The organism is Klenkia marina (assembly GCF_900101025.1).
Lineage (GTDB): Bacteria > Actinomycetota > Actinomycetes > Mycobacteriales > Geodermatophilaceae > Klenkia > Klenkia marina.
This window is the reverse complement of sequence record NZ_FMUH01000003.1, coordinates 42,146-67,811: the sequence shown is the minus strand read 5'-3', so window position 1 is coordinate 67,811 and position 25,666 is coordinate 42,146. Positions and strand designations below refer to the sequence as shown.

The 25,666-nt window shown below is 72.0% G+C and carries 30 protein-coding genes and 2 tRNA genes; 18 read left to right on the top strand and 14 right to left on the bottom strand.

Going from position 1 to position 25,666, the window contains the following annotated elements:
• Window positions 1-142: 142 nt before the first annotated feature.
• The 4 genes from BLP29_RS09950 to BLP29_RS09935 all read right to left on the bottom strand — a co-directional run bounded on the left by BLP29_RS09950 (window position 143) and on the right by BLP29_RS09935 (window position 3,431).
• Window positions 143-769 (bottom strand): ATP-dependent Clp protease proteolytic subunit, encoded by a 627-nt coding sequence (locus BLP29_RS09950; RefSeq protein WP_092803514.1) that lies wholly within the window; start codon window positions 767-769, stop codon window positions 143-145.
• Window positions 770-786: 17 nt separating this feature from the next.
• Complete coding sequence (locus tag BLP29_RS09945) at window positions 787-1,419, bottom strand: ATP-dependent Clp protease proteolytic subunit (protein WP_481268993.1); 633 nt, start codon at window positions 1,417-1,419, stop codon at window positions 787-789.
• A 268-nt stretch (window positions 1,420-1,687) separates the two neighbouring features.
• Window positions 1,688-3,247 carry a trigger factor gene (gene tig, locus BLP29_RS09940; RefSeq protein WP_092803511.1) on the bottom strand — a complete coding sequence of 520 codons (1,560 nt, stop codon included), beginning with the start codon at window positions 3,245-3,247 and terminating at the stop codon, window positions 1,688-1,690.
• A gap of 110 nt (window positions 3,248-3,357) precedes the next feature.
• Window positions 3,358-3,431, bottom strand: a tRNA-Pro gene (locus BLP29_RS09935).
• 69 nt (window positions 3,432-3,500) lie between these two features.
• Here BLP29_RS09935 and BLP29_RS09930 point away from each other — a divergent pair.
• The 13 genes from BLP29_RS09930 (at window position 3,501) to BLP29_RS09880 (ending at window position 9,789) form a co-directional block, all read left to right on the top strand.
• Window positions 3,501-3,574 (top strand) — tRNA-Gly (locus BLP29_RS09930).
• A gap of 239 nt (window positions 3,575-3,813) precedes the next feature.
• On the top strand, window positions 3,814-4,032 hold the full coding sequence (locus BLP29_RS09925) for a helix-turn-helix domain-containing protein (RefSeq protein ID WP_092803508.1): 219 nt from the start codon (window positions 3,814-3,816) through the stop codon (window positions 4,030-4,032).
• A gap of 232 nt (window positions 4,033-4,264) precedes the next feature.
• A complete protein-coding gene (locus BLP29_RS09920; RefSeq protein WP_133379112.1) occupies window positions 4,265-5,215 on the top strand; it encodes an HNH endonuclease in 951 nt (316 codons plus the stop codon).
• Window positions 5,212-5,589, top strand: coding sequence for a hypothetical protein (locus BLP29_RS09915; RefSeq protein ID WP_092803505.1), 378 nt, complete (start codon window positions 5,212-5,214; stop codon window positions 5,587-5,589). The genes BLP29_RS09920 and BLP29_RS09915 overlap by 4 nt, the downstream gene beginning before the upstream one ends.
• Complete coding sequence (locus BLP29_RS09910; RefSeq protein WP_092803502.1) at window positions 5,589-6,182, top strand: hypothetical protein; 594 nt, start codon at window positions 5,589-5,591, stop codon at window positions 6,180-6,182. Before BLP29_RS09915 ends, BLP29_RS09910 begins: the two co-directional genes overlap by 1 nt.
• The gene (locus BLP29_RS09905; RefSeq protein WP_092803499.1) at window positions 6,179-6,358 is read left to right on the top strand and encodes a hypothetical protein; all 180 of its coding nucleotides are present in this window, start codon (window positions 6,179-6,181) and stop codon (window positions 6,356-6,358) included. The genes BLP29_RS09910 and BLP29_RS09905 overlap by 4 nt, the downstream gene beginning before the upstream one ends.
• 369 nt (window positions 6,359-6,727) lie before the next feature.
• Window positions 6,728-7,000, top strand: coding sequence for a hypothetical protein (locus tag BLP29_RS09900; RefSeq protein ID WP_092803496.1), 273 nt, complete (start codon window positions 6,728-6,730; stop codon window positions 6,998-7,000).
• Between the two features lie 35 nt (window positions 7,001-7,035).
• Window positions 7,036-7,164: a hypothetical protein gene (locus BLP29_RS21770; protein ID WP_279385444.1), complete on the top strand. Its 129-nt coding sequence runs from the start codon at window positions 7,036-7,038 to the stop codon at window positions 7,162-7,164.
• A complete protein-coding gene (locus BLP29_RS09895) occupies window positions 7,161-7,574 on the top strand; it encodes a hypothetical protein (protein ID WP_092803493.1) in 414 nt (137 codons plus the stop codon). Before BLP29_RS21770 ends, BLP29_RS09895 begins: the two co-directional genes overlap by 4 nt.
• Window positions 7,571-7,909, top strand: a complete 339-nt coding sequence (locus BLP29_RS09890) for a hypothetical protein (RefSeq protein ID WP_092803490.1) — start codon at window positions 7,571-7,573, stop codon at window positions 7,907-7,909. The genes BLP29_RS09895 and BLP29_RS09890 overlap by 4 nt, the downstream gene beginning before the upstream one ends.
• Window positions 7,910-7,961: 52 nt before the next feature.
• Entirely contained in the window at window positions 7,962-8,126 is a 165-nt protein-coding gene (locus BLP29_RS20990; protein ID WP_165839348.1) for a hypothetical protein, read from the top strand.
• A gap of 35 nt (window positions 8,127-8,161) precedes the next feature.
• A complete protein-coding gene (locus BLP29_RS09885; RefSeq protein ID WP_092803487.1) occupies window positions 8,162-8,872 on the top strand; it encodes a recombinase family protein in 711 nt (236 codons plus the stop codon).
• A gap of 170 nt (window positions 8,873-9,042) precedes the next feature.
• A complete protein-coding gene (locus tag BLP29_RS09880; RefSeq protein ID WP_092803484.1) occupies window positions 9,043-9,789 on the top strand; it encodes a DUF5131 family protein in 747 nt (248 codons plus the stop codon).
• Here the strand turns inward: BLP29_RS09880 and BLP29_RS09875 are convergent.
• Entirely contained in the window at window positions 9,782-10,930 is a 1,149-nt protein-coding gene (locus BLP29_RS09875) for a three-Cys-motif partner protein TcmP (RefSeq protein ID WP_092803481.1), read from the bottom strand. The genes BLP29_RS09880 and BLP29_RS09875 overlap by 8 nt on opposite strands.
• A gap of 158 nt (window positions 10,931-11,088) precedes the next feature.
• Between BLP29_RS09875 and BLP29_RS09870 the strand changes: the two genes are divergently transcribed.
• Together BLP29_RS09870 and BLP29_RS09865 are read left to right on the top strand one after the other, a co-directional pair.
• A complete protein-coding gene (locus tag BLP29_RS09870; RefSeq protein ID WP_092803478.1) occupies window positions 11,089-11,934 on the top strand; it encodes a hypothetical protein in 846 nt (281 codons plus the stop codon).
• Between the two features lie 216 nt (window positions 11,935-12,150).
• Window positions 12,151-13,374, top strand: coding sequence for a site-specific integrase (locus BLP29_RS09865; RefSeq protein ID WP_092803475.1), 1,224 nt, complete (start codon window positions 12,151-12,153; stop codon window positions 13,372-13,374).
• A gap of 167 nt (window positions 13,375-13,541) precedes the next feature.
• On the opposite strand, the gene BLP29_RS09860 is transcribed toward BLP29_RS09865, so the two are convergent.
• Together BLP29_RS09860 and BLP29_RS09855 are read right to left on the bottom strand one after the other, a co-directional pair.
• On the bottom strand, window positions 13,542-14,528 hold the full coding sequence (locus BLP29_RS09860; protein WP_092803472.1) for a sigma-70 family RNA polymerase sigma factor: 987 nt from the start codon (window positions 14,526-14,528) through the stop codon (window positions 13,542-13,544).
• 7 nt (window positions 14,529-14,535) lie between these two features.
• Window positions 14,536-16,008: a hypothetical protein gene (locus tag BLP29_RS09855; protein WP_243469841.1), complete on the bottom strand. Its 1,473-nt coding sequence runs from the start codon at window positions 16,006-16,008 to the stop codon at window positions 14,536-14,538.
• A 138-nt stretch (window positions 16,009-16,146) separates the two neighbouring features.
• Between BLP29_RS09855 and BLP29_RS09850 the strand changes: the two genes are divergently transcribed.
• A complete protein-coding gene (locus BLP29_RS09850) occupies window positions 16,147-17,415 on the top strand; it encodes a GNAT family N-acetyltransferase (protein ID WP_243469840.1) in 1,269 nt (422 codons plus the stop codon).
• A gap of 1 nt (window position 17,416) precedes the next feature.
• Here the strand turns inward: BLP29_RS09850 and BLP29_RS09845 are convergent, their stop codons facing one another.
• The 4 genes from BLP29_RS09845 to BLP29_RS09830 are packed head-to-tail and all read right to left on the bottom strand — an operon-like array spanning window position 17,417 to window position 19,982.
• Window positions 17,417-17,977 carry a hypothetical protein gene (locus BLP29_RS09845; protein ID WP_092804766.1) on the bottom strand — a complete coding sequence of 187 codons (561 nt, stop codon included), beginning with the start codon at window positions 17,975-17,977 and terminating at the stop codon, window positions 17,417-17,419.
• Window positions 17,978-18,027: 50 nt separating this feature from the next.
• Window positions 18,028-18,516 (bottom strand): ribose-5-phosphate isomerase, encoded by a 489-nt coding sequence (locus BLP29_RS09840; protein ID WP_092803465.1) that lies wholly within the window; start codon window positions 18,514-18,516, stop codon window positions 18,028-18,030.
• A gap of 12 nt (window positions 18,517-18,528) precedes the next feature.
• Entirely contained in the window at window positions 18,529-19,290 is a 762-nt protein-coding gene (locus tag BLP29_RS09835) for an SDR family oxidoreductase (RefSeq protein WP_092804764.1), read from the bottom strand.
• A gap of 26 nt (window positions 19,291-19,316) precedes the next feature.
• On the bottom strand, window positions 19,317-19,982 hold the full coding sequence (locus BLP29_RS09830) for a mycothiol-dependent nitroreductase Rv2466c family protein (RefSeq protein ID WP_092803462.1): 666 nt from the start codon (window positions 19,980-19,982) through the stop codon (window positions 19,317-19,319).
• A gap of 134 nt (window positions 19,983-20,116) precedes the next feature.
• Here BLP29_RS09830 and pepN point away from each other — a divergent pair, with 134 nt between their 5' ends.
• A complete protein-coding gene (gene pepN / locus BLP29_RS09825) occupies window positions 20,117-22,672 on the top strand; it encodes an aminopeptidase N (RefSeq protein ID WP_092803459.1) in 2,556 nt (851 codons plus the stop codon).
• 93 nt (window positions 22,673-22,765) lie between these two features.
• Here pepN and BLP29_RS09820 read toward each other — a convergent pair whose 3' ends face one another.
• Together BLP29_RS09820 and ctaJ are read right to left on the bottom strand one after the other, a co-directional pair.
• Window positions 22,766-23,206 carry a DUF5130 family protein gene (locus tag BLP29_RS09820; protein ID WP_207798417.1) on the bottom strand — a complete coding sequence of 147 codons (441 nt, stop codon included), beginning with the start codon at window positions 23,204-23,206 and terminating at the stop codon, window positions 22,766-22,768.
• Window positions 23,207-23,335: 129 nt separating this feature from the next.
• A complete protein-coding gene (gene ctaJ / locus BLP29_RS09815; protein ID WP_092803453.1) occupies window positions 23,336-23,632 on the bottom strand; it encodes an aa3-type cytochrome oxidase subunit CtaJ in 297 nt (98 codons plus the stop codon).
• Between the two features lie 63 nt (window positions 23,633-23,695).
• Here ctaJ and kynU point away from each other — a divergent pair, with 63 nt between their 5' ends.
• The gene (kynU, locus tag BLP29_RS09810; protein ID WP_092803450.1) at window positions 23,696-24,961 is read left to right on the top strand and encodes a kynureninase; all 1,266 of its coding nucleotides are present in this window, start codon (window positions 23,696-23,698) and stop codon (window positions 24,959-24,961) included.
• A 90-nt stretch (window positions 24,962-25,051) separates the two neighbouring features.
• Here kynU and BLP29_RS09805 read toward each other — a convergent pair whose 3' ends face one another.
• Window positions 25,052-25,657, bottom strand: coding sequence for an HNH endonuclease (locus BLP29_RS09805; RefSeq protein ID WP_243469839.1), 606 nt, complete (start codon window positions 25,655-25,657; stop codon window positions 25,052-25,054).
• Between the last annotated feature and the right edge of the window lie 9 nt (window positions 25,658-25,666).

Below are 25,666 nucleotides of genomic sequence, written 5' to 3'. Positions count from 1 at the left end.
CCTCTCCGACGTTCCCGGGCAGTGACGCACCCGGGTTGTCAGCTGTCGTCCACCCCGAGTCGCACGAGCCCCGGGGACCCCCGGCGCCCGCCTGCGACCGCGCGGCTCCGGAGCCTCAGGAGAGACCCCGGAGCCGTGCGGGTCACGCCGGGAGGGCGTTGAGCTTGCGGCTCTGGATGACCTCGTCGACGATCCCGTACTCCTTGGCCTCGGCGGCCGTGAGGATCTTGTCGCGGTCGATGTCCTTGCGGACCTGCTCCTGGGTCCGACCGGTGTGCCGGGCCAGGATGTGCTCCATCTGCGTGCGCACGCGCTCGATCTCGGCGGCGTGGATCTCCAGGTCGGTGACCTGGCCGCCGGCCTCGCCCGAGGGCTGGTGGATGAGCACCCGCGAGTAGGGCAGCGCGAGCCGCTTGCCCTTGGTCCCGGCCGCGAGCAGGACGGCAGCCGCGGAGGCGGCCTGCCCCATGCAGACGGTCTGGATGTCGGGCCGCACGAACTGCATCGTGTCGTAGATGGCCATCAGCGCGGTGAACGATCCACCGGGCGAGTTGATGTACATCGTGATGTCGCGGTCGGGGTCGGTGGACTCCAGCGTGATCAGCTGGGCCATGACGTCGTTGGCGCTGGCGTCGTCGACCTGCACCCCGAGGAAGATGATGCGCTCCTCGAAGAGCTTGTTGTAGGGGTTGGACTCCTTCATCCCGTAGCTGGTGCGCTCGGTGAAGGAGGGCAGGATGTACCGGCTCTGCGGCATCTCGAAGCTCATGTCAGGTCCTCCGACCGTCAGTTCTCGGTGACCGGGTTGTCGGTCTCGGTGGTCGCGGAGGCCTTCGTGACCACGTGGTCGACGAAGCCGTACTCCAACGCCTCGGCCGCGGTGAACCAGCGGTCGCGGTCGGAGTCGATCTCGATCTGCTCGATGGTCTGGCCGGTGTGCCGCGACTGCAGCTCGTTGAGCTCCTGCTTGGTGCGGCGGAACACGGCGGCCTGGATGGCGATGTCCGACGCGGTGCCGCCGACGCCGGCCGAGGGCTGGTGCATCATGATCCGGGCGTGGGGCAGGGCGTAGCGCTTGCCCGGAGCACCGGCGGTCAGCAGGAACTGTCCCATCGAGGCCGCCAGTCCCATGCCGTAGGTGGCGACGTCGCAGTCGATGAACTGCATCGTGTCGTAGATCGCCATGCCGGCCGTGACCGAACCGCCGGGCGAGTTGATGTACAGGTGGATGTCGCGCTTGGGGTCCTCGGCGGACAGCAGCAGCATCTGGGCGGCGAGCTGGTTGGCGATCGTGTCGTCGACCTGGGTGCCCAGGAAGATGATGCGCTCGCGCAGGAGGCGCTCGTAGACCGAGTCGCCGAGGTTCATCATGTTCCCGGCGCCGCGCATCACCGGCGCGGTCGGGTGTGTGGTGCTCACGTGTGCGGTGACCTCCGTTGGACTGTCGAGCAGGCGGTCTCTGGATGGTGGTGCGGTGGAGCTGGTGGGCCGCCGGGGGCGGGTCGCGCCCGGTGCGGGCGGGCCCCTTCTCGGTGTCACGTCGACCCTAACGCGCACGTCCGACAGGCCACTCCCGCGACGGCCGGTGTTCGCCGAGGGCGCACATGCGCCCGCCCCGCGGACGACGACGCCCGCCCCACCGCGGTGCGGTGGGGCGGGCGTCGGCGCCGTGCTGATCAGCGGTGCATCAGGACTCGTCGGCGTCCTCGACCTCGGCCGCTGCCTTCTTCGCCGGCGCCTTCTTGGCGGGGGCCTTCTTGGCGGCGGCCTTCTTCTTCGGGGCCTCCGCGGCCTCGTCGGTGGCCTCGTCGGCGTCGGCCTCGGCGGCTGCTGCCTTCTTGGCCGGCGCCTTCTTGGCGGGGGCCTTCTTGGCGGCGGCCTTCTTCTTCGGGGCCTCCGCGGCCTCGTCGCCGTCGGCGGTGGTCGTGCGCGGGCGCAGTGCCTCGAGGTCGACCTCGTTGCCGGAGGCGTCGGTGATGGTCGTGGACTCCAGCAGCTGGGCCAGCGCCTTGGTGCGGCGGACGTCGGCGACGAAGTCGGCGATGTTGTTGCCCTGCTGCAGCTGCTGGGCGTACTGCTCAGGGCTCACGCGGTTGCGCTGGGCCTGGGCCATGATCTGGGCCGAGAGGTCGTCGTTGTCGACGGTGACCTCGCGGGCGTCGGCGATCGCGTCGAGCACGAACTGGGTGCGCACGGCGTTCTCGACGTTCTCGCGCATGTCGGCGTCGTAGGCCTCGCGGCCCTCGATGCCGGCCATCTCGAAGTAGGCGTCCCAGTCCATGCCGGCCTGCTGGAGCTCGCGCTCCATCGACTGGCTGCGCCACTGCAGCTCGCGCTCGACGAGGGTCTCGGGGATCGGGACCTCGACGACCTCGAGCAGGTGCTCGACCAGCTTGTCGCGGGCCTGGCTGCCCTGCTGCATGACCTTGACGCGGCCCAGCCGGGTGCGGACGTCGTCGCGCAGCTCGGCGAGGGTGTCGAACTCGCTGGCGGTGGAGGCGAAGTCGTCGTCGAGCTCGGGGAGCTCCTTGGCCTTGACCGAGCGGACGGTGACGGTGACCTCGGCGTCGCGGCCGGCGGCGTCGCCCGAGAGGAGCTTGGTGGTGAAGGTGGCCGACTCGTCGGTCGACAGGCCGCGCACGGCCTCGTCGAGACCCTCCATGAGGGTGCCGGTGCCGACCTCGTAGGACATGCCGCTGGTGGTGCCGTCCTCCAGCACCTCGCCGTCGAGCGTGGCCTCGAGGTCGATGGAGACGTAGTCGCCGTCCGCGGCCGCGCGGTCGACACCGGTCAGGACGGCGAAGCGCTCACGCATGGTCGAGACCTGCGTGTCGATCTCCTCGTCGGTGACCTCGACGTCGTCGACGGTCACGGCCAGGGAGTCGAGCTCGGGCAGCTCGAGGGTGGGGGCGACGTCGACCTCGGCGGTGAAGGCGAGGGTGTCGCCGTCGTCGAGCCGGGTGACCTCGACGTCGGGCTGGGTGAGCACCCGCACCTGGTTCTCGCGGATGGCCTCCGAGTACACCTCGGGGACGGCGTGCTGGACGACCTGCTCCAGGACGGCGGCCCGGCCGATGCGCTGGTCGAGGATGCGGTTGGGGACCTTGCCCGGACGGAAGCCGGGGACCCGGACCTGGCGGCCGAGCTCCTTGTAGACCTCACCGAAGGCGTGGTCCAGGTCGCCCCACGGCACCTCGATGGCGAGCCGGACCCGGGTCGGGCCCAGGTTCTCGATGGTGCTCTTCACAGTGCAGTGCTCCTCGGTGCAGACAGCAGGGGGAACGGCGAGGCCGTGCCGGATCGGGCAAGGTCAGGCCGGGATGCCCGTCAGTCTCCCAGAGACCGGCGGGCGTCGTGTCGGGGTGACAGGATTTGAACCTGCGGCCCCCTGCTCCCAAAGCAGGTGCGCTACCAAGCTGCGCCACACCCCGTGGCGAGGGCCGAGTCTAGGCCGCACCACCTGGACAGGACCTACCGCTACCCTGGTCGGGCAGCACCTCGCGGGTGTAGCTCAATGGTAGAGCCCCAGCCTTCCAAGCTGGCCATGCCGGTTCGATCCCGGTCACCCGCTCCACGCTCACCACCTGCACGAACACGCATCGGGCCTGGTCAGACCGCACACGCGGCGGCCAGGCCCGATCTGCGTTCGGACCCATCGGATCCCACCCGGTCCCAACGGCTAGTGACACGCGAGTGGCACGGGCGAACCAGCCGGCGCCGACGGCGGCCGGGGCCCCTCATCTGTCCCGGCCTTGCCGAGACCATCGGGCACCAACGGGTGGCGTCGAGCACCTCTCAACCGGTAGAGGAGTCATGCCACGAGCGAAGAAGTCTGCCCCGACCACGTTCCTGACCGTCGCCGACCTCGCCGAGCGCTGGATGCTCGCCGAGAACACGGTCCGAGCCACACTCGCCACCGGTGAGATCCCTGTGGTGCGCGTCGGCCCGCACCCCGACCCCCGTCGTCGGGCCATCCGCGTGCGTCTGGCTGACGTCGAGCGCCACGAGGCCGAGCGTTCGACGGACCAGTGAACGGACTACCCCACCGCCAGCCCCACGCAGCTCACCAGCCGCCACGTAGCCGACTGACGGCCACCTGCGAGACCAATCGCCCCGGGGCGCACGTCGCCGGCCACGTAGGCCCGCAGAGGGTGTCATCCCGTCTCGTTCCGGGGTCAGCAGCGCTGGAGGCCGAAGAGGAAGAGGCAGCCGACGTCCGGCAGCCGGGAGCGCGTCGGCCCGTCCAGCACCTCGGGAGCACGTGATGGTCTGGTTCAAGGTGGACGACAAGCTCCACGGCGACCGGCGCGCCCGTCGCGCCGGTGTCGCCGCGATGGGCCTGTGGGCCCTGGCCGGCGCTTGGGCATCCGACCAGCTCACCGACGGCTTCGTTCCCGAGTGGGTGCCCGCGTCGCTCGGCGCGACAGCGGAGATGGCGGCCAGACTGGTGACCGCCGGCCTCTGGATCGAGACGACCGACGCCGAGAACGACGAGACCGGCTGGCAGTTCACCCCGTGGGCACCCGACCAGCCCCTGAGAGCGGACGTCCTCGCCGACCGTGAGGCCAACAACAAGCGCCAGCAGATGAAGCGCATCCCGGGCCTGGTGGCCGCGATCAAGAAGCGCGATGGCGACCGGTGCAGGTACTGCGGGATCAAGGGCAACCACACGGATCGCCGAGGCCCGACCGGGCTGACCTACGACCACGTCGACCCCACCGGCCCCAGCAGCGTCGACAACTGCGTGACCTCGTGCAGGTCGTGCAACAGCAAGAAGGCCAGGCGCACCCCCGATCAGGCTGGCATGACCCTCTTGCCAGAGCCCCGCCGTGGACAGCCGCGCAGGAGGCAAAGCGCAGCTCAGAACCCGAGTCGCGCAGAACCCAGGTACGTACCTGGATCTGAACTAAGTACAGATCAAGGGTCACCAGGGGTGACGCCGGGTCGGGTCGGGCTCGGGTCGGGTGCTGTTCCTAGCGCAGCTTCCGACGCTCAGACCTCATCCCCCGACCACGAAGAAGCACCGACGACGCAGCGGCTCACGCTCGCAGAGCTGGCCGACTACCGAGCCCCCACCACGACGCCGGCACCGCCGCCAGGACGACTCACCACCGGCAAGAGCTTCGCCGACCTGGTCGTCGTACCGGGGTCAGCGCCACTGGAAGCCGAAGGAGATGTCGTGACCAACGACAGCGGCGGGGAGACCTCGCGATGACGACGACCACGGCGCCCACCGGCGAGCTGGCCACCATCGCCGCGCACCGGGCGCACGCCCACGCCGTGGCACTCGCGCTGCGTGACGCCGGCCTTCCCCGGGCCACCTTCGACGCCACCACCGGCACGATCGAGCCCGATCCCGCCAACGCCACGATGACGACGTCGTGGGCCATCCGACCGCGCTCTGTCCGTCGTCTGGACCTGGCCGACGCTGCCGACGACGCAGGAGCCGTCGCCGAGCGCCTGGGCCGCGTGTACCCCGTCGTGGTGCAGAAGCGCCGCATGGCCGACGACGCTCAGCACTACGTGGTCATGTCCCTGTCGACGTTCGCCGCGCTGCTACGCGACGGGCTGCCGGGGGCGATGCGCTGATGGCTCGCCCCTGCACGATCTGCGCCCATGACGACCACGAGGACATCGACGCCGCCATCATCGGCGCCGGTGGATCTCGCCGGGTACCGCTGGAGACGTTGGCCCGGCGCTACGGCCTGAGCCCCCGCAGCCTGGCCCGACACCGTGATGAGCACCTGGCCGCCGCGCTGGCCGAGGTCACCGTCGGGATCGCCCGTCGGCGCGAGGACGTGCGGCTCGCCGACCTGGTTGACCGGGTGCTCACGCAGGTCAGCGACGCCGCCGACGTCCGAGACCACGCGATGACGGCCGGCGACGGGCGCCTAGCTCTCATGGCCTCCCGCGAAGAACGCGAAGCGCTGGCCTACCTCGCCGACCGTCTCGGTGTCGCCGACGACGGCACCCGCACGACGGTGCGCGAGCTTGACGCACTCGTCAGCGCGCTCGTGACGGTCGCCGACACCGACCCCCATGCCGCGCTCGTCGTGGCCGGCGTCCTGCGCGCGCAGACCACCGGCCACGACCTCACCGACTTGGCTGACGCCTTGACCGAGCGCGCCCAACGCCCGGCCCTCCAGCTCGTCCCCGACCCCAACCAGGAGGCACCACGATGACCGCACCGAACACCAGCCCCGCACAGCGGCTCGCAGAGGCGCTCGGCTCCGGCAACCCCCGCCGGGCTGCCGCCGAAGTCGAGCGCTACGTCGCCCACGCGATCTACATGGCCACCGGCAAGACGGCTCGCGAACCGCTCCAGATGCACTCGACCACGCTGCGCGAGTACCGCTGACTCCTCGCGGCGCCACGCGCTCCGTCACACGACCGGGCGCCGCGAGGGCACTACCTGCACGGCGGCTCCAGGGCGTGGCCTCTTCACCCCGACGTCGCCGTACAGGCCCGCTCATTGGTTCGGCGACGGGTGAGCGGTGCACAGGGCTCGTGCTGGACGAGTGGGTCCTCTCCGCCCCGTTGGGCGTCCAGCACGAGCCCTCCCCCAGCACGACACCGACGTTGAGCGCGGTGACGACGAGGACCACAGGCCAGCCGTTCTCCAGCCCAGACGACGGCCGGTCTCCGAGGTGGGCACCCTCGGCCCCGCCGTCACCGCGCTGAGCGCCGGACGCCACCGAAGACCCCCCACGACCCCGAGGACGACACGATGTCCGACACCAACCGCGCCGCAGCGCTCGCCGCGATGGCCCACCAGCTCAGGTCCGGCAGCCGCCGCTACGACCCCGAGTTGATCTCGGTCTCCCGGTTGGAGGAGATCCGCGACCGCAACGTCCGGCTCGCCGCTGCGCTGGGCAGCGACACCGCCCGCCGTCAGCCCGCAACCCCCAGCCGGGCCGAGCAGGCCGAGATCGACCGCGTCGTCGCCGACAACGCGGAGTGGTTCACCACCACCGGCGATACGCAGGGCACCGGCCGGTGAGCCCCGACCCCGACCAGGCACCGAAAGGGCCCACGATGACCGAGTACGACCCCGAGGCGCTGACCCGGATGGTCGACCAGATGCGGGCCGGGCACTACTCCCACCTGACGATCAGCCGGACGTCCAGGCTCCGGGAGATCACCACGCAGGGCACCGGTCGATGAGCACGATCCACGTGGTGCCGCTGCCGGGGACGGCGCTGAGCGCAGTCGGGCTGGTGCTGCGCGAAGACCGGCTCTACAAGATCACGCCCGAGGTTGCCGCCACACAGCGCGACGACTTCGGCCGGTCATGGGTATCCGACCTCTCCGACGACGCTCAGTGCGCCCGCTGGGGCCGCCGGATGCTCTGGGTGGTGGAGATCGAGCGAGCCCGCCCGGGGGCCACGTTGGTGCGCATGGTGGCACGCACGGATGCCCCCTTCCAGGGCTCTGGCTACCTGCCCGCCGGTCAGACGCTGACCATGCCCGCAGAGCTGGCCGCGCGGTTGCACTGGCTCCGCCCCGAGGAACAGCGCGCCACCCACGGCTACGTGCAGATCGACGTCGAGCCCATCGAGGGCATCGCGCCGTGACCGCGTTCCCCAGCAAGCCACACGCGACCACGAGCACGTTGCCCGCCGTCGCCTGCGACTACCTGGTCCACGAGCCCGCCACCGTCGGCGAGACCTACGTTCGCACCGGCGACGTTGTCAGCCTGGTCGATGGCCCCCACGTCGCAGTCGCCGCCGTCGCCCTCAGCGCCGCCGCCCAACGGCGCGACTTCGGCAGGCTGATCCTGGAGCAGACCAGCGACGGCCCAGGGCTCGCCCGCCGACCGGGAGCACGCATGGGGATCGTCAGCGCCGCCGAGGCCCTGCCCCTGCGACCCGCACTCGGTGGGCCCAATGGCCCGTCGTCGCGCGCGTAGGGCACCCAACTCCCCCAGGACCCACGAAGCCGACCGAGGGAAGATCGTCAGCATGGCCGACCACGAGGACGACGCCGCCGAACCGACTGAGGCCGCTGCGATCTTGCGCCGGGTGCTCGACGCTGTCGACCGGGGCGAGATCACGTCGACCCAGACCGAGCGCGACAGGCTGGAAGGTGCTGCCGTCGCCCTGGAAGGGCTCGCCGGCAACACCTGATTACAGAATCTCCACATTTCCTGTAATCTGCGTCCGTGACCACGCTCCGTCGCTCCAGGCGCACCCAGCCCGCCGGCCCTCAGCGGTGGGTCGGCTACTGCCGGGTCTCTACCGGTCGACAGGTGGCCAGCGGTGGGGGGCTGGACGACCAGGAGGCCAAGATCCGTTCCTTCGCTACTGCCCGGGGCGTCGAGCTGGTCGGCATCGAGGTGGACGGTGGAGTCTCTGGCACCAGCACTGACGGGCGCGATGCGCTCGCCCGGGCCCTGGAGCTGGTCCACAGCGGGCAGGCAGACGGCATCGTTGTCACCAAGATCGACAGGCTCGCCCGGTCGGTGGCCGACTTCTCCCGCCTGGCCGCTGACGCCAAGCGCGAGGGCTGGACGCTCGCCGTCTCTGAGATCGGTCTCGACTTGAGCACGAGCAACGGCCGTCTCGTCGCCGGCATCATGGCGAACGTGGCCGAGTGGGAGGCCGAGGTCATCGCCGAGCGCACCGCAGACGCGATGCAAGCCAAGATCCAGACCGGTACCCGGTACGGGCGCAAGAGCAAGGTGCCTGCCGTGGTCGTGGACCGGATCGTCGCCGAGCGCGCCGCCGGACGGGGTCTGGTCGCCATCGGGGAGGGTCTGATGGCCGACGGCATCCTCACCAGCACCGGCCGGCCGGTCTGGCACGCCTCCACGGTCAAGCAGGTGCTCACCACGGCCGAGCTGGACGCCTACGCCGCAGCACGCAGGGCCTGAGCGCACCACCAGCCCCACCAGGCCCGTCGGCAAGAGTGACACGTCCGAGCAAGGTCTCACCGACGCACGTCGGCCTAGGGTGAGAGCGGGCGGCTTGACGCGTGTTCGAACGCGTGTTCGAATAGTTCATGAGGATGACAGCCGACCCCATTTCTGGGAGGCGAACCACGGTGGCCAGTGGCAGCAAGATCGAGTGGACCGAGGTCACTTGGAACCCGGTGACGGGCTGCGACCGCATTTCGGCGGGTTGCGACAACTGCTACGCGCTCACGCTGAGCAAGCGGCTCAAGGCAATGGGTGCAGCAAAGTACCAGAACGACGGCAACCCGGTCACATCCGGGCCGGGCTTCGGTGTAACGACTCACCCACGCGCGCTGCGCCAGCCCTACACGTGGCGAGCGCCCCGCACTGTTTTCGTTAACTCGATGAGCGATCTGTTCCATGCCCGCGTGCCGATCGACTTCATCGCCGACGTCTTCAAGGTCATCGCAGACACCCCACAGCACACTTACCAGGTACTGACCAAGCGTCCTAGCCGGGTGCTCAAGCTGGCCGACCAGCTCGATTGGCCTGCGAACCTGTGGCTGGGGGTCTCGGTCGAGGAGGCCAAGGTGCGCGACCGGATCGCCGCGCTGCGCAAGGTGCCGGCGGCCGTACGGTTTTTGTCCTGCGAACCGTTGATCGGACCGCTCGGACACCTGGAGCTGGATGGCATCGGCTGGGTCATCGTCGGTGGCGAGTCCGGCCACGGCGCGCGGCCCGTCCAGGCCAACTGGGTGACGGAGATCCGCGACCAATGCGTCGACGCCAACGTCCCCTTCTTCTTCAAGCAGTGGGGTGGCCGCACCCCGAAGGCAAACGGCCGCGAGCTGGACGGCCGCCTCTGGGATGAGATGCCAGCCCTCGCGGCTAGCTGAAGTCCAGGATGGTGCCGCTTGGGTAGGTGCCGAACCTTCCCTGGTTTGGGGACGTGAACAGCCCGTCCAGCTGCATTGGCTTCAACGTGGGCTTCTTGACGTGCGCCTCGATGAACGGCGTCTCAACCACCACGAACTCCATGACCTGCTCGATGGTGACCCCTCTAAGCCCCCCGAAGTGATCGAGAATCGCCTGTCGGAGCGGGGCGATGTCCGGGTCGGGGGTGAACAAGACCAACTTGTCGTTCAGGTAGTCCGAGAAGACGAAGTCCCCGTTGGGTGCGACTTTCCACATCACGTCCTTCATGCGGGACAGGCCCGTCACGTGGCGAGTGCAGAAGAACAGGTAGTTGATGGTCTTGTTCTTCTTGTCGCGCATCTCGAACCATCGGACGTAGTCGAAACCGCACACCTCACGGAGCTGCCGGGCGTACAGATCCCTCAGCCACTCCTTGCGCCCCGGGGTGCCTGCCGGCGGTGCCTGTAGGTACTCGTCGGTTCCGAACCAGGCATCGAAGTGGGGCTCGACCTTGCCCGGCTTGTTCGCGAATCTGATGGAACTGTTCGCGTCGAAGTAGATCAACAACTCGCACTTGTCGAACGCCAGCAGTCGCCGAATGAGGTTCATCGGGACGTCCTGGTACCCGAAGGGGTCGAGGAAGGCGAACGTGGGCGCAAGGCGGCGGTCGGATGCCTCCAGCGTCTCCAGGAGGTCAGTAGCCAGGTGCTGGAAGTTCTGGTTGAACAGCGCAATCTTGACGTGCTCGGGCAGGCCGGCGGCCTCGATCTCAGCGATCGACCGCTCCAGGTGCGGGTATCGCTCCGGATCGGCCTCGTTGAAGAACAGAAGGAACTCGCAGCCGTACTTCGCCACGTCGTACTTGTGCTGGGTGAGCGTCTCCAGGGTCAAGCTCGGGGACCCCAGCTGGCCGCCTTCGTAGATGTTCGGACCGGCGAACCCGTCCAGCATCAGCACCCGGCCGTTGTACCGGCCCATGATGGCGAACCACGCACCCAGGTACCCCCTGAGGATGGCGTGCTTGGCCGCCGTGTGCGGCTCCTGCTCCCAGATGGGCGGCAACTTGTCCTTCGCCACGAAGACCCCCGTGCTCCGCTCGTCGATGATGAAGCATCGTCTCATGCGAGAACGATGCGTCCGCTCTCACCTGTGACCTGGGCGACAACTCGATCGAGGTCGGCCCGGACAGCATCTGGGGCCTGAGCACCCGAACAGAAGCCCGGCGGCGCGCCGGGGCTACCGCCACTCGCACTGTCGGTGCCCCGGGCCACGATGGACCGGTGGACCCCATCACCCCGGACAGTGTTCTCGCCGGCGTCTGGTTGAAGCTGTCTCACGCCCGGGATGTCCTCGATGTCCTGCTCGCGGAGATCAGCAGGGTGCTGGAGGCCGGCAGCATGTCCCCGCCGCGAAACAACTGCGACGGCACTTTCTCCGCGCTGTATCAACCGGCCGAGGAGCCCTATCCCGAGATGGGCCTCATGCTTGGGGACTTCGCGCACTGCGCTCGGTCGGCGCTAGACAACCTGATCACGGTCCTGGTCCTCCAGAACGGCCGCCAGCCGATCCGAGACAACGCCTTTCCCATTTACGACGACCCCGACAAGTGGGCCGACAGCGTCGGCAAGCGCTACCCGAAGGAACGCGGTCCGCTGGCTCACGTGAGCCAGGCCGCCTACGACACGATCGAGTCGCTCCAGCCCTTCCAGGACGTCCCCGGCGGGGTCCCCGCCGACAACCTGCTGGCCGTCTTAAGTCGGGTCAACAACGCCGACAAGCACGCGATGTTGCACACCGCCGCCGTGACCTCGGCGCCGGTCGACCAGGAGGTACTCCGGGTCGAGCCGCCGACGGCCGAGGTCGAGATCATCTGGACCCGCCCGCCGTTCGAGCCGCTCGTGTTCGGGGCCGAGCAGACCCGCTACCGGTTCGTGAGCGCGATGCCCAGCGAGTGGGTCGTGTACATCAACTGGCCCCTGGTCGTGCACTTCACCGACCACGCCGGCCGCACCGTTCCGTACTTCCAGCTGGGCGACATCTACAACGCTGTGGGTCGGACGATCGACGCCTGCCTCGGCAGCAGCCACGAAACGGGATCGGCCAAGGACACCCCAGGCAGAGTCTGAGCCGCCACGTAGCGCTCGTGTCACGTCGACCCGGCCCAACCACGTCATCTCGGGCCCTCATCGCCACGTAAGCCCGACTGGTTGACACGGCCGGTCAAGCCCTTGCGCTGGTCAGCACGCAGTTGGACAGTCCCCCGGCCACACGCAGGTTGTCTCTGACCTACCCGAGTCGGTAGAGGGGATGGCCAGCTTCCGCCGATCCCGTGAGGACGTCCCATGACCAGCAAGGCCCCCACCGAGACCCGGCGCCGCCAGGGCTCCGGCTCTGTCACCGAGCTGCCCAGCGGCAGTGTGCGACTGCGCTACCGGGTCGACGGCAAGACGGTGACCATGACGTTCCCGCGCGAGGGTGCCGGCACCGACGCCCAACGGACCGCCCGAGCCCGCAAGACGGCCGAGGCACACATGCGCCGCGCGCAGGTGGCGATCGAGGACAGCAACCACCCGACTCCCGGTGCCGGGCTCACCCGGTTCGTCGACTACGCGGACGCGTGGCTGGCCGCCCGGAAGGTGCAGGGCAGGCCGTTGGCACCGACCACGCGTGACCTGTACCGAGGACAGCTCGACCGGTGGATTCTGCCCACCTTCGGCCGCGTCGAGCTGGGCAAGATCACCCCTGCCCGGGTGCGGGCATGGCACGGCATGCTGACCGACCTGGTCACCGGCGCGGGACCGACCGGGGCCCCCAAGTGCTACAAGCTGCTCAAGTCCATCCTCACGACGGCCGTCGAGGACGGCGAGATCCGGGCCAACCCCTGCACGATCAAGGGCGCCGGATCCGAGCCGGTCAACCCCCGCCCGGACGTCGAGCTGGAGCACGTCCAGGCCATCGCCGACGCCATCGCCGAACGGTGGAGGGCCATGGTCTTGGTCGCGGGGTTCTGCGGGCTCCGGTTCGGCGAGCTGGCCGCCCTACGCCGCCGGGACGTCGACCTGATGCGCGGCGTCATCCACGTCCGCCGCACGGCCGGCAAGGTCAAGGGCCAGGGCCGGGTCATCCGGGAGACGACGAAGAACGGCACCCATCGCGTCGTCGCCGTCCCGTCGCACATCGCCGACGACCTGGCGCACCACCTCGCGACCTACGCCGCCTCCGACCCCGAGGGCTTGATGTTCGTCGGCCCCCGAGGTGGGCCCCTGCGGTCGAACAACTTCACGGCCGCCGACGGGCCGTGGCGAGCAGCCCTGGTGACCGCCGGCCTCGGCGACACCGGGCTCCACGGTCACGACTTCCGGCACCACGCAGCGACCACGATGGCCGTGGTGGGTGGCTCGGTGGCTGACATCAAGCGCTTGCTCGGGCACAGGTCGGACGCGATGGCCATCAGGTACACGCAGAGCAGCCCCGCCCGACAGGCAGAGCTGGCCGAGCTGGTGTCCGAACGAGCTCGTCTCGCCCCCGTGCAGCAGCTCCGACCGTCCAAGATCATCGCCAGCTAGTGACACGCGAGTGACACGTACGGCCGCCGACACGTCCGAGACGGCAGCCACGCCCCTCTGACCTGCACCAACGTCCGGAACGTCACGATCCGGGGTGAGCCTTCCAAGCTGGCCATGCCGGTTCGATCCCGGTCACCCGCTCAACGCACCGGTCGCCACACCGGCCCTCACCGGGGCAGGGCCTCCGGCGGCGGGCTGGCCGGCAGACCGAACAGGTCGAACAACCGGGTGTCCAGGAACGACGTGATCCGGCTGATCCGCCCGTCGTGCACCTCGAGGGCCTGGAAGGCGAAGCGCGTCCACCCGCCGGCCCCGTCGGGCTTCCACTGCGCGAACGCCGTCGAACCGTTGAGGTCGACCGGCAGCAGCGCCGAGCCGCGGCACCCCGACCCCGGCCCCTCCATCCAGGCGACGACGTCGGGGGCCGAGCGCAGCCACATGGCGAACGGCGGCATGTCCTGCACGGCGTCGTCGTGCAGCAGCTTCACGAACGCGGCCATGTCGTAGCGCTGGAAGGCGTCGACGTAGGCGGCCAGCAGCTGCGCCTGGTCGGCGTCCACCTCCCCCGGCCGGGCCTTGCCGTCGTACCCGGCCAGCGTGGCGCGGGCCCGCTGCAGGGCGCTGTTGACCGCCGCGACCGTGGTGTCCAGCAGCCCGGCGACCTCCTCTGCCCGCCAGCGCAGCACCTCGCGCAGCACGAGCACCGCGCGCTGGCGGGGCGGCAGCACCTGGAGCGCCGCCACGAAGGCCAGCCGCACCGAGTCGCGCTGGGCCACCAGGTCGGCCGGGTCGCCACCGAGCACCGACGAGGTGAGCGCCGGCTCCACCCATGCGCCGTCGGGCAGCGTCTGCGCCAGGGACGCCTCGACCGGGGCGTAGGGCTCGTCGGACATGTCCACCGGAAGCGCTCGGCGCTTGCGCCCGTCCAGGGAGTCCAGGCAGACGTTGGTGGCGATGCGGTACAGCCACGAGCGCAGTGCCCCCGGGCCCTGCAGCTTGTCCAGCGACCGCCAGGCCCGGACCATCGTCTCCTGCACCGCGTCCTCGGCGTCGAAGGAGGACCCGAGCATGCGGTAGCAGTAACCGGTCAGCTCGCGGCGGTGCGTGGCGATGCGCGCCTCGAGGTCCCCGCGGGTCTCCAGCACCTCGGTCATGGCGTCCTCACTGGTAGGTGACGAGCTCGGGCAGCGGCTGCGCCTGGGCCACGGTCTCGGCCGGGGTGAGCATCGGCTCGTCCTCGTCGATGAAGTTCTTCCACCCCCAGTACAGCGGAGAAGGTGCCCCTTGGTGAAGGGCGTTCCACGTGCCCTGCTTGGCCGGCTGGCTGCCCTGACCGTCGACGTGCACCATCACGGCCAACTCGTCGCGGGAGGTGTCCAGCCGTTCCCGATCGGTGATCATGCTCGACCGGAACTGGTGCAGCACCAGCAGCTTCTGGGGCAGCGCGTTGGCCCGGGTGAGGTCGGCCAGCCAGGTGACCACCTGGTTCACCTCGTCGACGCCCACCGACCCGATCTGCTGCAGGTGCACCTCGTCGGGCTGCAGCCGCCACTCCGGGTCCAGCGCCAACCCGACGTAGGGCAGCTCCAGCAGCGACTGGTACTGCTGCGCCTGGGTGAGGAAGTCGGTGCGGCCGGGCTGCAGGTCCAGCACGACGTACAGGCCCGCGGCCCCCGCGGCCTCCACGTAGGGCCGCAGGGCGGCCGGGTCGGCCTCGGAGGAGTAGTTGCCGTCGGGTCCGGCCGACGCCGAGGCCACCGTCACGATGACCTCGAACGTCGGGACGACGGTGCGGTCGGGCAGCAGCGCGGCGTACGGCGCAGCGAACTCGTCGGCCCGGCCGATCGACTCGTCGAGCCCTTGCTCCCCCAGCACGCCCAGCGCCGGACCCTCCGGCGACCCGTACATGGCGACGAGGAAGTGCTCGGGGAACAGCAGCTGGCCACCACCGGGCAGCTGGGTGCCCGAGGCGGCGGTCGCGGTCTTCCAGTCCAGGCCCTGCACCCCGGTGAAGTCGGCGCCCAGCGCCACGACGGCCGCCGGCTGGGTGCCGGCGAGGGCGTCGACGACCTCGGCCGAGGCCCGCGGGTCGGTCTGCCCGGCCGTGTCGACGACGACGGCGCCCGCCGCCCGTGCGGTGACCGCGCCCGCCGCGGTGGCCGGTGCCCCGCTGTCCAGGACGACGACGTCGGACAGCGGCTCGGCCGGCTCGACCGCGGGCAGGTCGTCGCCGGTGCCGGTGACGACGCGGTCGCCGAGGTCGGCCTCGGCGGTCTCGGCCTCGTCGGCCAGGAGGACCTGCTCCACGCCCAACCGGTCCAGCTCGTCGACGACGGGGGCCGGGTCCTCCCCCACCAGCAGCAGCGGGACGCCGAGCTGCTCGGCCGCGTCGACGGCGTCCCCGGACGGCGGCTGGTCGGCGGCGGCCACGACCGCGACCGGGGACGACGTGAAGAGGGCCCGGCTGGTGGACAGCGCCGCGGCCACCGCGTCGGTGTCGGCCACCAGCGTGGTGGCCGCGGGCACCGTGGTGACCGGCTGGCCGGGATCCGCGCCGCCCCCGGAGGCGTCGGCTCCGTCGGACCCCGAGCAGGCCGACAGCGCGAGCAGCGCGGCCAGGAGGACGGCGGTCACGGGGGCAGGACGCATGGGCCTTCTCTCGTCGGGGCCGCCTGCGGGCGGGGCGACGACCGCGTTCGACCCTAACCCTCGCCAAGCACACCGGCAGGGAATCCGGTCGCACTCCGGCCCGGCACCCGGTAGGCAGGGATGGTGACACCCGACGCCGTCCCCGCCGCCGACCCCGCCCTCGTCGACCAGCTCCGTCCGATCACGGTCGAGGAGTGGCCCGCCTTCACCACCGCCATGACCCGGGTGTTCGGTGAGGACGCGACCGGCCCGTACCTCGACGAACCCCGCCCGACCGCCGAGCTCGACCGGTCGCTCGCCCTGCTCGACGACGGCTTCGTCGCGGCGACGGCCGGCATCTACAGCCACGACCTCACCGTGCCCGGCGGCGTCGTCCCGGCCGCCGGGGTCACCTGGGTGACCGTCTCCCCCACCCACCGGCGTCGTGGGGTGCTGACGGCGATCATGCGGCGCCAGCTCGACGACGTGCACGCCGCCGGGCGCGAGCCGCTGGCCGCGCTGTGGGCGGCCGAGGGCAGCATCTACGGCCGGTTCGGCTACGCCCCCGCGGTGTGGCGGGGCGGGATCACGCTCGACCCCGCCCGCACCCGGCTGCGCGCCGACCTGCCGACCACCGACGGCCGCATCTCGATGGTGGAGCTCGACGCCTACCGTGCGGCCGCCGTCCCGCTGTACGAGCGACTGCGCCGTGACGTGCCCGGGCACCTGGCCCGGGACGAGCGGTGGTGGGACCGCCGGCTGCGCGACGACAAGGACGACCGCGACGGCTGGACCTCACGCCGGTACGCGCTGCACACCGAGTCCGACGGCGCCGTCACCGGGTACGTGAGCTACCGGCAGAAGGAGCAGTGGTCGCCCCGCGACGAGCCGCAGGGCAAGCTGCAGCTGGTCGACCTGGTCGCGGCCACCCCGGCGGTGCGGGTCGCCCTGTGGCGCTTCGTGCTGGGCCACGACCTGGTGCGGGAGGTCTCCTCGTGGGCGCTGGGCGCCGAGGACCCGATCCGGTCGATGGTGGCTGACCCGCGCTCGGTGCCCCTGTCGCCCTCGGACGCGATGTGGGTGCGGCTGGTGGACGTCGACCGCGCCCTCGCCGCCCGGCGCTACCCCGCGCCGATCGACCTGGTCCTGGAGGTGCGCGACCCCTTCTGCCCCTGGAACGACGGCCGCTGGCGGCTGACCGGTCACCCGGCCGGCGGGCACTGCGCGCGCACCGACCGCGACCCCGACCTCGTGCTCGGCGTCGAGGAGCTGGCCGCGGTCTACCTGGGCGGGGTGTCGCTGGGCACCCTGCACCGGGCCGGCCGCGTCACCGAGGTGAGCCCCGGCGCGGTGGCCCTGGCCTCGACGTCGTTCTCCTGGCCGGTCGCCCCGCAGAGCCCGGACGCGTTCTGACTCAGGCGGCCGCGGCGTAGCTCCACGACGTCGGCCGCGGCCGGCCGGGCAGGTCGGCCCGGCCCGTCGCCCAGCGCAGGGTGGTGGCCGGGTCGGCGTCGGTCGGCGCCTGCGGGAACAGCCGGGCCAGGACGGCCTCGACGACGTCGGACGGCGGGGCCCACCGGGCGCCCACCACCTCGGCGACGTCCCCGGTGTGCACCAGCACCTCGGCGCAGGCCATGGCGGCGAACCCGGCCGGGTCGGGCGCACCCCAGGGGTGGAAGCCGCGCTCACCCGGGTCGGCGGCGTCGAGCACGCGGGCCAGCACCTCGCCCCAGGTGGACAGCCCGGTCACCAACCGCCCGTAGCCGGCCGCGGGGTCGCGCTCGTACCGCCCGGCGGTGAGGTCGACCCGGCCCATCAGCAGGTCGTGGCCGTACCAGTGCAGGCACTCCCCGGTGTGCCAGACGACCCCGGCGACGTCGGTGCCCATGACCGGCACGGCCGCCGTCGGGTCGGGGACGCGCGCCAGCAGCGCCACGGCCTCGTCGACCGCAGCGCGGACGTCGTCCCCGGTCACGTCAGCCACCGGCACCGGGGCCACTGCCGCGGCGCCGTCGGCCACCCGGCTCACCGGTCGCGGTCGGCCGGCCCGCCTCCGGCGGGGTGGTGGCGCTCCTGCTCGTACTCGGCGATCAGCCCGATGCGGCGGGCGTGCCGCTCGTCGCCGCTGAACGGGGTGCGCAGGAAGGTGAGCACCAGCTCGGTGGCCTCCTCCACGGTGTGCTGGCGACCGCCGACCGCGACGACGTTGGCGTCGTTGTGCTGGCGGGCGAGCTCGGCGGTGGAGGTGTTCCAGACCAGCGCGGCCCGGACGCCGGGGACCTTGTTGGCCGCGATCTGCTCTCCGTTGCCCGACCCGCCGATCACGACACCGAGCGAGCCCGGCTCGACGACGACGCGCTCGCCGACCTCGATGCAGAAGGGCGGGTAGTCGTCGAGGGGGTCGAAGTCGAAGGCACCGCAGTCGACCGGCTCGTACCCGGCCTCGGCGACGGCCCCCATCAGGTGGGCCTTGAGCTCGAGCCCGGCGTGGTCGGTACCCAGGAAGACGCGCATGCCCGCAGTCTCTCAGGACAGCCGGGCGGCCACCGGCAGGGGCAGCACGCGCAGCAGGCCCGCGACGGCGCGCCACGGCCACTCGGGCACGTAGGCGCGCACCGGCTCGCGGTCGACCGCGGCGACCAGGGCGTCGACGCCGGTGTCCAGGTCGACGGTGAAGGGGCCCCGACGGCCGGTGTTGATGTCGGTCTCGATGAAGCCGGGGTGGATGGTGCTGATCTTGATGCGGCGGGTGTCGCGCGAGGACAGCAGGTCGGCCCGGATGCCCTCGGCCAGGACCGCGTCGGCGGCCTTGGAGGTGGCGTAGGCCGTGCGGGTGCCGCCCATGCCGCGCACCCCGGCCACCGAGCTGATGACGACCAGGTGGCCGTGGCCCTGCGCCCGGAACAGCGCGACGGCGGCCTCGCAGGTGGCGTGCGTGCCCAGCACGTTGGTGGTCAGCACCGCCCGGTTCGGCCGTGCTCCCCCGGTGCCCACCGGCACGCCCTTGCCCAGCCCGGCGTTGGCCACGAAGCGGTCCACCCCGCCGAGCTCGCCGACCACGCGCGGCACGGTCTCGGCGACCGCGTCGGGGTCGTCGACGTCCAGCGGGGCGACGACGACGGTGCGGCCATGGACGGCCAGCTCGTCGCGCAGCCGCTCGAGCCGGTCGGTGCGGCGGGCCAGCAGGGCGAGGTCGTGGCCGGCGGCGGCCCAGCGGCGGGCCATGCCCTCGCCGAGGCCGGAGCTGGCCCCGGTGATGACGATGCGCTGGCGGCGGGTGTGCGGCATGCCCGCGAGCATGCCGCACCCGGCCGTCAGCTCCGCTTGCCGATCTCGAGCGCGGAGGCCGGGACGGTGGAGAAGTCCGGCTCCTCCGTGCGGGTGCGCTTGAGCTCCCAGAAGCCGGGCAGGTTGGCCAGGAGAACGGCGCCGTCGAAGGCCTTGCCGGCCTCCTCGCCGGTGGGCACCCGGCTGATCACGGGGCCGAAGAAGGCGACGCCGTCGACGTGCAGCACGGGGGTGCCGACGTCCTCCCCGACTGGGTCCATGCCCTCGTGGTGGCTCTTCTTCAGCGCCTCGTCGTACTCCGTGGAGGTCGCGGCGTCGGCGAGGGAGGCGGGCAGGCCGACCTTCTCCAGCGCAGGGGCGATGACGTCGGAGAGCTCCTGGCCCTCCTGGTGCCGCAGGGTGCCCATCGCGGTGTAGAGGTCACCCACGACCTCGTCGCCGTGCTGCTGCTGGGCGGCGACGAGCACCCGCACCGGGCCCCAGGCCTGCTTCATCATCTCGACGTACTGCTCCGGGAGGTCCCGGCCCTCGTTGAGCACGGCCAGGCTCATCACGTGCCAGTGGACGTCGAGGTCGCGCACCTTCGCCGCCTCGATCACCCACCGGCTGGTCAGCCAGGCCCACGGGCACAGCGGGTCGACCCACACGTCGACGCGGGCGGCGGTGGGGGCGGTCTGCACGGCCTCGGTCATGCCATCTCCTCAGTTCGCGGGTGCTCGCCGCCCTGCAAGAGGGTCGGCGGCCCCGTTGTTCCCCGTCCGCCCGGTGTCCACGCACACGCCCCGGCCGGGTGCCCGTGTCGGTGGCTCGTGGGAAGCTGCCCGGCGTGGCTGTTCCCAACCTGACCCGCGACGCCGCCGCCGCGCGCGCCCAGCTCCTCACCGTCCACGAGTACGACCTGCAGCTCGACGTCACCGACGGCGCGGGTCGCCCCGGCGCCGAGACGTTCCGGTCGACCACGACGGTCCGCTTCGACGCCGCCACGCCGGGCAGCGACTCGTTCATCGACCTGGTCGCCGAGCGGGTCCACTCCGCCACCCTGAACGGCACCCCGCTCGACGTCACCGGCTACACCGAGGAGCACGGGCTGCCGCTGCCGGGCCTGGCCGCGCAGAACGAGCTGGTCGTCGACGCCGACTGCCGGTACTCGCGCACCGGCGAGGGCCTGCACCGCTTCCTCGACCCCGAGGACGGCGCGGTCTACCTGTACTCGCACTTCGAGCCGGCCGAGGCCAAGCGCATGTTCGCCTGCTTCGACCAGCCCGACCTCAAGGCCACCTTCGCGGTGCACGTGACCGCCCCGTTCGACTGGCAGGTCGTCTCCAACACCGGCGGGCGCACCATCGAGGCCGGCGAGGCCGGCTCGCAGCTGGTGCACTTCGAGCCCACCAAGCGCATCTCCACCTACCTGGTGGCCCTGGTGGCCGGCCCCTACGCCAAGGTCACCGACTCGCACGAGGGCCTGCCGCTGGGCATCTACTGCCGCGCCTCGCTGGCCCAGCACCTCGACGCCGACGCGATCTTCGAGGTCACCAAGCAGGGCTTCGACTTCTACCACCGGGTGTTCGACTACCCCTACCCGTTCGACAAGTACGACCAGCTCTTCGTGCCCGAGTTCAACGCCGGGGCCATGGAGAACGCCGGCTGCGTGACGTTCCTGGAGGACTACGTCTTCCGCTCGCGCACCAGCCGGGCGCGCTACGAGCGCCGGGCCGAGACGATCCTGCACGAGCTGGCGCACATGTGGTTCGGCGACCTCGTGACCATGCGCTGGTGGGACGACCTGTGGCTCAACGAGTCCTTCGCCACCTACATCTCCACGCTGTGCCAGGCCGAGGCCACCGAGTACACGACGGCCTGGACGACGTTCGCCAACACCGAGAAGAGCTGGGCCTACGCCCAGGACCAGCTGCCCTCGACGCACCCGATCGCCGCCGACATGGTCGACGTCGCCGCGGTCGAGGTGAACTTCGACGGCATCACCTACGCCAAGGGCGCCTCGGTGCTCAAGCAGCTGGTGGCCTACGTCGGGCAGGACGCCTTCCTCGCCGGGGTGCGCCGCTACTTCCGCACCCACGAGTACGGCAACACCACGCTCGCCGACCTCCTCGGCCCGCTGTCCGAGGCCACCGGTCGCGATCTGTCGGCCTGGGCGCAGCAGTGGCTGCAGACCAGCCAGGTCAACACGCTGCGGCCGGTCTTCGAGGTCGACGACGACGGCCGCTACCGCAGCTTCGCCATCGAGCAGACCGCGGTGCCCGAGCACCCCGTGCTGCGCGACCACCGGTTGGCAGTGGGCCTCTACAGCGCCGGGCCCGGGGGCCTGACCCGCACGCACCGGGTCGAGCTCGACGTCAGCGGGGCCCGCACCGAGGTGTCCGAGCTGGCCGGCCACCCCGCCGCCGACCTCGTGCTGGTCAACGACGACGACCTGACCTACGCCAAGATCCGCCTCGACGAGCGGTCGCTGGCCACGCTGCGGGCGCGCATCGGCGACCTCGCCGAGCCCCTGCCCCGCGCGCTGTGCTGGTCGGCGGCCTGGGACATGACCCGCGACGGCGAGCTGGCCGCCCGCGACTGGGTGGCCCTCGTGCTGGCCGGCGTCGACGCCGAGAGCGAGATCTCGGTGGTTCAGTCGCTGCTGGCCCGGGTGCAGGCCGCGCTGGGCAACTACGCCGACCCCGAGTGGGCCGGGACGGGCTGGACCGCCCTGGGCGACAAGGCCCTGGCCTCGCTGCACTCGGCCGAACCGGGCTCGGACGCCCAGCTGCAGTGGTCCCGCACCCTGGCCGCCGCGGTGCGCACCGACGAGCACGTGGCCGCCCTGCGCGGTCTGCTCGACGGCTCGCTCGAGGTGCCCGGGCTCCAGGTCGACGCCGAGGCCCGCTGGGCGTTCCTGCACGGGCTGGTCGCCGTGGGCGCGGCAGGCGACGCCGAGATCGACGCCGAGGCCGAGCGCGACGCCACCGCCACCGGCGCGCGCCGGGTGGCCACCGCCCGGGCACTGCGCCCGACCGAGGCATCCAAGGCCGACACCTGGCAGCGGGCCTTCCACGACGAGTCCATCGCCAACTCGATCCACGAGGCGATGGTCGCCGGCTTCTGGCACCCGGCCCAGCGCGAGCTCACCGCGCCCTACGTCGAGCGCTACTTCGTCGACGTCGCGCCGCTGTGGGAGCGCCGGCCCGGTGAGATCGCGAAGAACGCGGTCGAGTACCTGTTCCCCAAGCAGGTCTCGCCGGCGACCGTGCAGGCCGCCGACGCCTGGCTGGCCGACCCGGCACACCCGGCGCCGCTGCGCCGGCTGGTCAGCGAGGGGCGCGACGGCGTCGTCCGCTCGTTGCGTGCGCAGGAGCGCGACCGCCAGGCCGCCGGCAGCTGAGACGAGCAGAAGGGGCCCCCACCGAGTCGGTGGGGGCCCCTTCTGCGTCCGCGCGGTAGGAGGCGTCCCTCGCCGGGGACGAGGGGTTCGACCTCAGTAGCGGGGGCGGTGGGCGGCGGGGTGGCCGGCCTGGTCGGACAGCTGGCGCAGCCCGTTGACGATGCCGCCGACCAGGTCGCCGGCGCCGAACCGGCCGGTCATGGTGAGCACCGCCAGGGCGCAGGCCCGGTCGGGCAGGCGGCGGGCCGCCGCGGAACCGGTGACGATCTCCAGCACCCGCTGGTCGGGGGCCACGGCGATGAGCACCGACTGGCTGGTGTCGCCGACGGAGCGGGCGTGCAGCTCCTCGGCGCCGGCCCGGGTGTCGGCGGGCAGCTCACCGATGTAGAGGGTGAACCGCAGACCGGTCTCCCGCGACGACATCGTCAGCGCCTCGTCGAGCCGGAGCAGCTCGGCGGGGCTGAACGGCGAGGCCTTCGGGCCCTCCTGGTCGTCGACGATCGGCTCGCGGGTGTCCTCGAGCTCGGTGGCCATCAGTGGGTGCCTCTCTGTCGCTGCATCACGAGGGTCGTCGCGGGGTGCGCGACGGGGAGTGCGGAGTGCGCGGTCACCAGGTCGCCGTCATCGGGTCGCGGTCACCGGATCGCCGTCGCCGGGTCGCGGTCACCAGGTGCCGCGGGCGCCGCCGGCGGCGGTGCGGCGCGGGGCACCGGCGGTCTCGCCGATGGTCAGCGCGGCGACCTGGTCGCCGGTGCCGTGCTCGTCGTGGGCGTCGTGGCCCCCGGCGTGCGCGCCGCCGACCGGGTGCGGCTCGTACCAGACCGCGTCGTGGCCCCAGGGGGTGCCGGGCTTGTACCGGTCACGGTTCTTCAGGCCGGGCAGCAGCACCAGCCCGTAGGCGAGCAGCACCACCGCGAGGGGGGCCACCACGAACACGAGCAAGGTCTCGACGACGGTCACACCTGCGAATCTACCGGGGGTCCCCGTGCCCGGCTCGGCAGCCCGGCGGGGCACGATGGCGGCGTGACCACGCGGGAGGACGCACGAGGACTCGACGACGCCGACCCCCTCGCCGGGTTCCGCGAACGGTTCACCGGCGACGGGCCCGGTGGCGCGTGGGACGACGGTCCCGGCCGCCGCATCTACCTGGACGGCAACTCGCTGGGCCGGCTGCCCCGGGCCACCCCGGCGGCGGTGGCCCGGGTGGTCGAGGAGGAGTGGGGCCGCGGGCTGGTCGGGTCCTGGGCGCACTGGGTCGGCCAGGCGACGCGGGTGGGCGACGTGCTGGCCGCCGGGGTGCTCGGCGCCCGGCCCGGTGAGGTGCTGGTCGCCGACTCGACGTCGGTGAACCTCTACAAGCTGCTGCAGGCCGGGGTGGGTGCCCGGCCGGGGCGCGACGTGCTGGTGTGCTGCGCCGACGACTTCCCCACCGACCGGTACGTCGTGGCGGGCGTGGCTGAGCAGCACGGGATGACGGTGCGCGAGGTCGCCGCCGACGTCGACACCGGGCTGACCCTCGACGACATCACGGCGGTCCTCGACGACCGGGTGGCCGTCGTGGTGCTGTCGCTGGTGGCCTACCGCTCGGGCGCGATGGTCGACCTGGCCGCGGTGACCGAGCTGGCGCGCGCGTCGGGCGCGCTCGTGCTGTGGGACCTCAGCCACGCGGTGGGGTCGGTCGAGGTCGACCTGTCCGCGGCCGACCTCGCGGTGGGCTGCACCTACAAGCACCTCAACGGCGGTCCCGGGGCACCCGCCTTCCTGTACGTGCGGCGCGAGCTGCAGGGCTCGCTGCGCCAACCGATCCAGGGCTGGTTCGGCCAGCGCGACCAGTTCGCGATGGGGCCGGCCTACGAGCCGACCGACGGCGTGGAGCGCTTCGCCGTGGGCACGCCGCCGGTCCTCGCCACCGCGGCGGTCGAGGTCGGTGCGCGCATCTCCGCCGAGGCCGGGATGCCGGCGATCGCGGCCAAGGGCCGGGCGCTCACCGATCTGCTGGTGACGCTGGTCGACGAGCGGTTGCCCCAGCTGCGGCTGGCCTCGCCGCGGGAGTCCGACCGGCGTGGGGCGCACGTCAGCGTCGAGCACCCGCAGGCGTGGCAGCTCACCCAGGCGCTGGTCGACCGCGGTGTGGTGCCCGACTTCCGCACCCCGGACCGGATCCGCTTCGGCCCGGCACCGCTGTACACCCGGTTCGTCGACGTGTGGGACGCCGTCGACCGCCTGGCCGACGTCCTCGCCAGCGACGCCCACCTCCCCTACTCCGCCACGCGCTCGCGCGTGACCTGACGGCCCCGTCGGAGGGTCCCGCGACGCACGACGGCGCACCGGCACCTGGGTGCGCGCCGGCGCGGGTGAGGCCGCGGACGCTCCCGGACGTCAGGCGGCGTCGGGGAGGCCGAGCCAGGTGCGCCAGCGGGGGTCGACGGCGCGGTGACCGAGCATCCGCCAGGCCGACCCGGACGGCGCCCGCGGCGGCTGGGGAAGCGTCCAGCCCAGCTCGGCGAGCGAACGGTCGGCCTTGGTGTGGTTGCACCGCCGGCAGGCGGCCACCACGTTGTCCCAGGTGTGGGTGCCGCCCCGGCTGCGCGGCCACACGTGGTCGATGCTCGTGGCCGGCGCCCCGCAGTACACGCACGTGGAGCCGTCGCGGGTGAACACCGCCCGCCGCGAGAGCGGGACCTGCGCCGGGTAGGGCACCCGGACGTAGCGGGTCAGCCGCACGACCACCGGGACCGGCAGCGCCACCAGCTCGGCCCGGCACAGCGCGTCGGACACGTCGACCGGTTCGGCCTTGCCGGCGAGCACCAGCACGATGGCCCGCCGGCTGGACACCACGCCCAGCGGCTCGTACGTCGCATTGAGCAGCAGGGTGGCCGCGATGGTGGCGGCGGGCATCGCCGGGGCACGGCGCGGATCGGGGCGGGGGTCGCGCGGCCGGCCCGGCGGGCCCGCGGCGGTCGACCCGAGTGCGGTGAGCGGCACGGGGCACCT

What these genes read in the sequence shown, in the direction of transcription:
- BLP29_RS20990 (WP_165839348.1), top strand. Translation starts at nt 7,962, where the DNA reads ATGGCCGACCACGAGGACGACGCCGCCGAACCGACTGAGGCCGCTGCG.
- BLP29_RS09830 (WP_092803462.1), bottom strand. Translation starts at nt 19,982, where the DNA reads ATGACCGAGGCCGTGCAGACCGCCCCCACCGCCGCCCGCGTCGACGTG.
- BLP29_RS09865 (WP_092803475.1), top strand. Translation starts at nt 12,151, where the DNA reads ATGACCAGCAAGGCCCCCACCGAGACCCGGCGCCGCCAGGGCTCCGGC.
- BLP29_RS09950 (WP_092803514.1), bottom strand. Translation starts at nt 769, where the DNA reads ATGAGCTTCGAGATGCCGCAGAGCCGGTACATCCTGCCCTCCTTCACC.
- BLP29_RS09925 (WP_092803508.1), top strand. Translation starts at nt 3,814, where the DNA reads ATGCCACGAGCGAAGAAGTCTGCCCCGACCACGTTCCTGACCGTCGCC.
- BLP29_RS09875 (WP_092803481.1), bottom strand. Translation starts at nt 10,930, where the DNA reads ATGAGACGATGCTTCATCATCGACGAGCGGAGCACGGGGGTCTTCGTG.
- BLP29_RS09860 (WP_092803472.1), bottom strand. Translation starts at nt 14,528, where the DNA reads ATGACCGAGGTGCTGGAGACCCGCGGGGACCTCGAGGCGCGCATCGCC.
- BLP29_RS09910 (WP_092803502.1), top strand. Translation starts at nt 5,589, where the DNA reads ATGGCTCGCCCCTGCACGATCTGCGCCCATGACGACCACGAGGACATC.
- BLP29_RS09900 (WP_092803496.1), top strand. Translation starts at nt 6,728, where the DNA reads ATGTCCGACACCAACCGCGCCGCAGCGCTCGCCGCGATGGCCCACCAG.
- BLP29_RS09820 (WP_207798417.1), bottom strand. Translation starts at nt 23,206, where the DNA reads ATGGCCACCGAGCTCGAGGACACCCGCGAGCCGATCGTCGACGACCAG.
- BLP29_RS09835 (WP_092804764.1), bottom strand. Translation starts at nt 19,290, where the DNA reads ATGCCGCACACCCGCCGCCAGCGCATCGTCATCACCGGGGCCAGCTCC.
- BLP29_RS09920 (WP_133379112.1), top strand. Translation starts at nt 4,265, where the DNA reads ATGGTCTGGTTCAAGGTGGACGACAAGCTCCACGGCGACCGGCGCGCC.
- BLP29_RS09895 (WP_092803493.1), top strand. Translation starts at nt 7,161, where the DNA reads ATGAGCACGATCCACGTGGTGCCGCTGCCGGGGACGGCGCTGAGCGCA.
- BLP29_RS09915 (WP_092803505.1), top strand. Translation starts at nt 5,212, where the DNA reads ATGACGACGACCACGGCGCCCACCGGCGAGCTGGCCACCATCGCCGCG.
- BLP29_RS21770 (WP_279385444.1), top strand. Translation starts at nt 7,036, where the DNA reads ATGACCGAGTACGACCCCGAGGCGCTGACCCGGATGGTCGACCAGATG.
- BLP29_RS09840 (WP_092803465.1), bottom strand. Translation starts at nt 18,516, where the DNA reads ATGCGCGTCTTCCTGGGTACCGACCACGCCGGGCTCGAGCTCAAGGCC.
- BLP29_RS09905 (WP_092803499.1), top strand. Translation starts at nt 6,179, where the DNA reads ATGACCGCACCGAACACCAGCCCCGCACAGCGGCTCGCAGAGGCGCTC.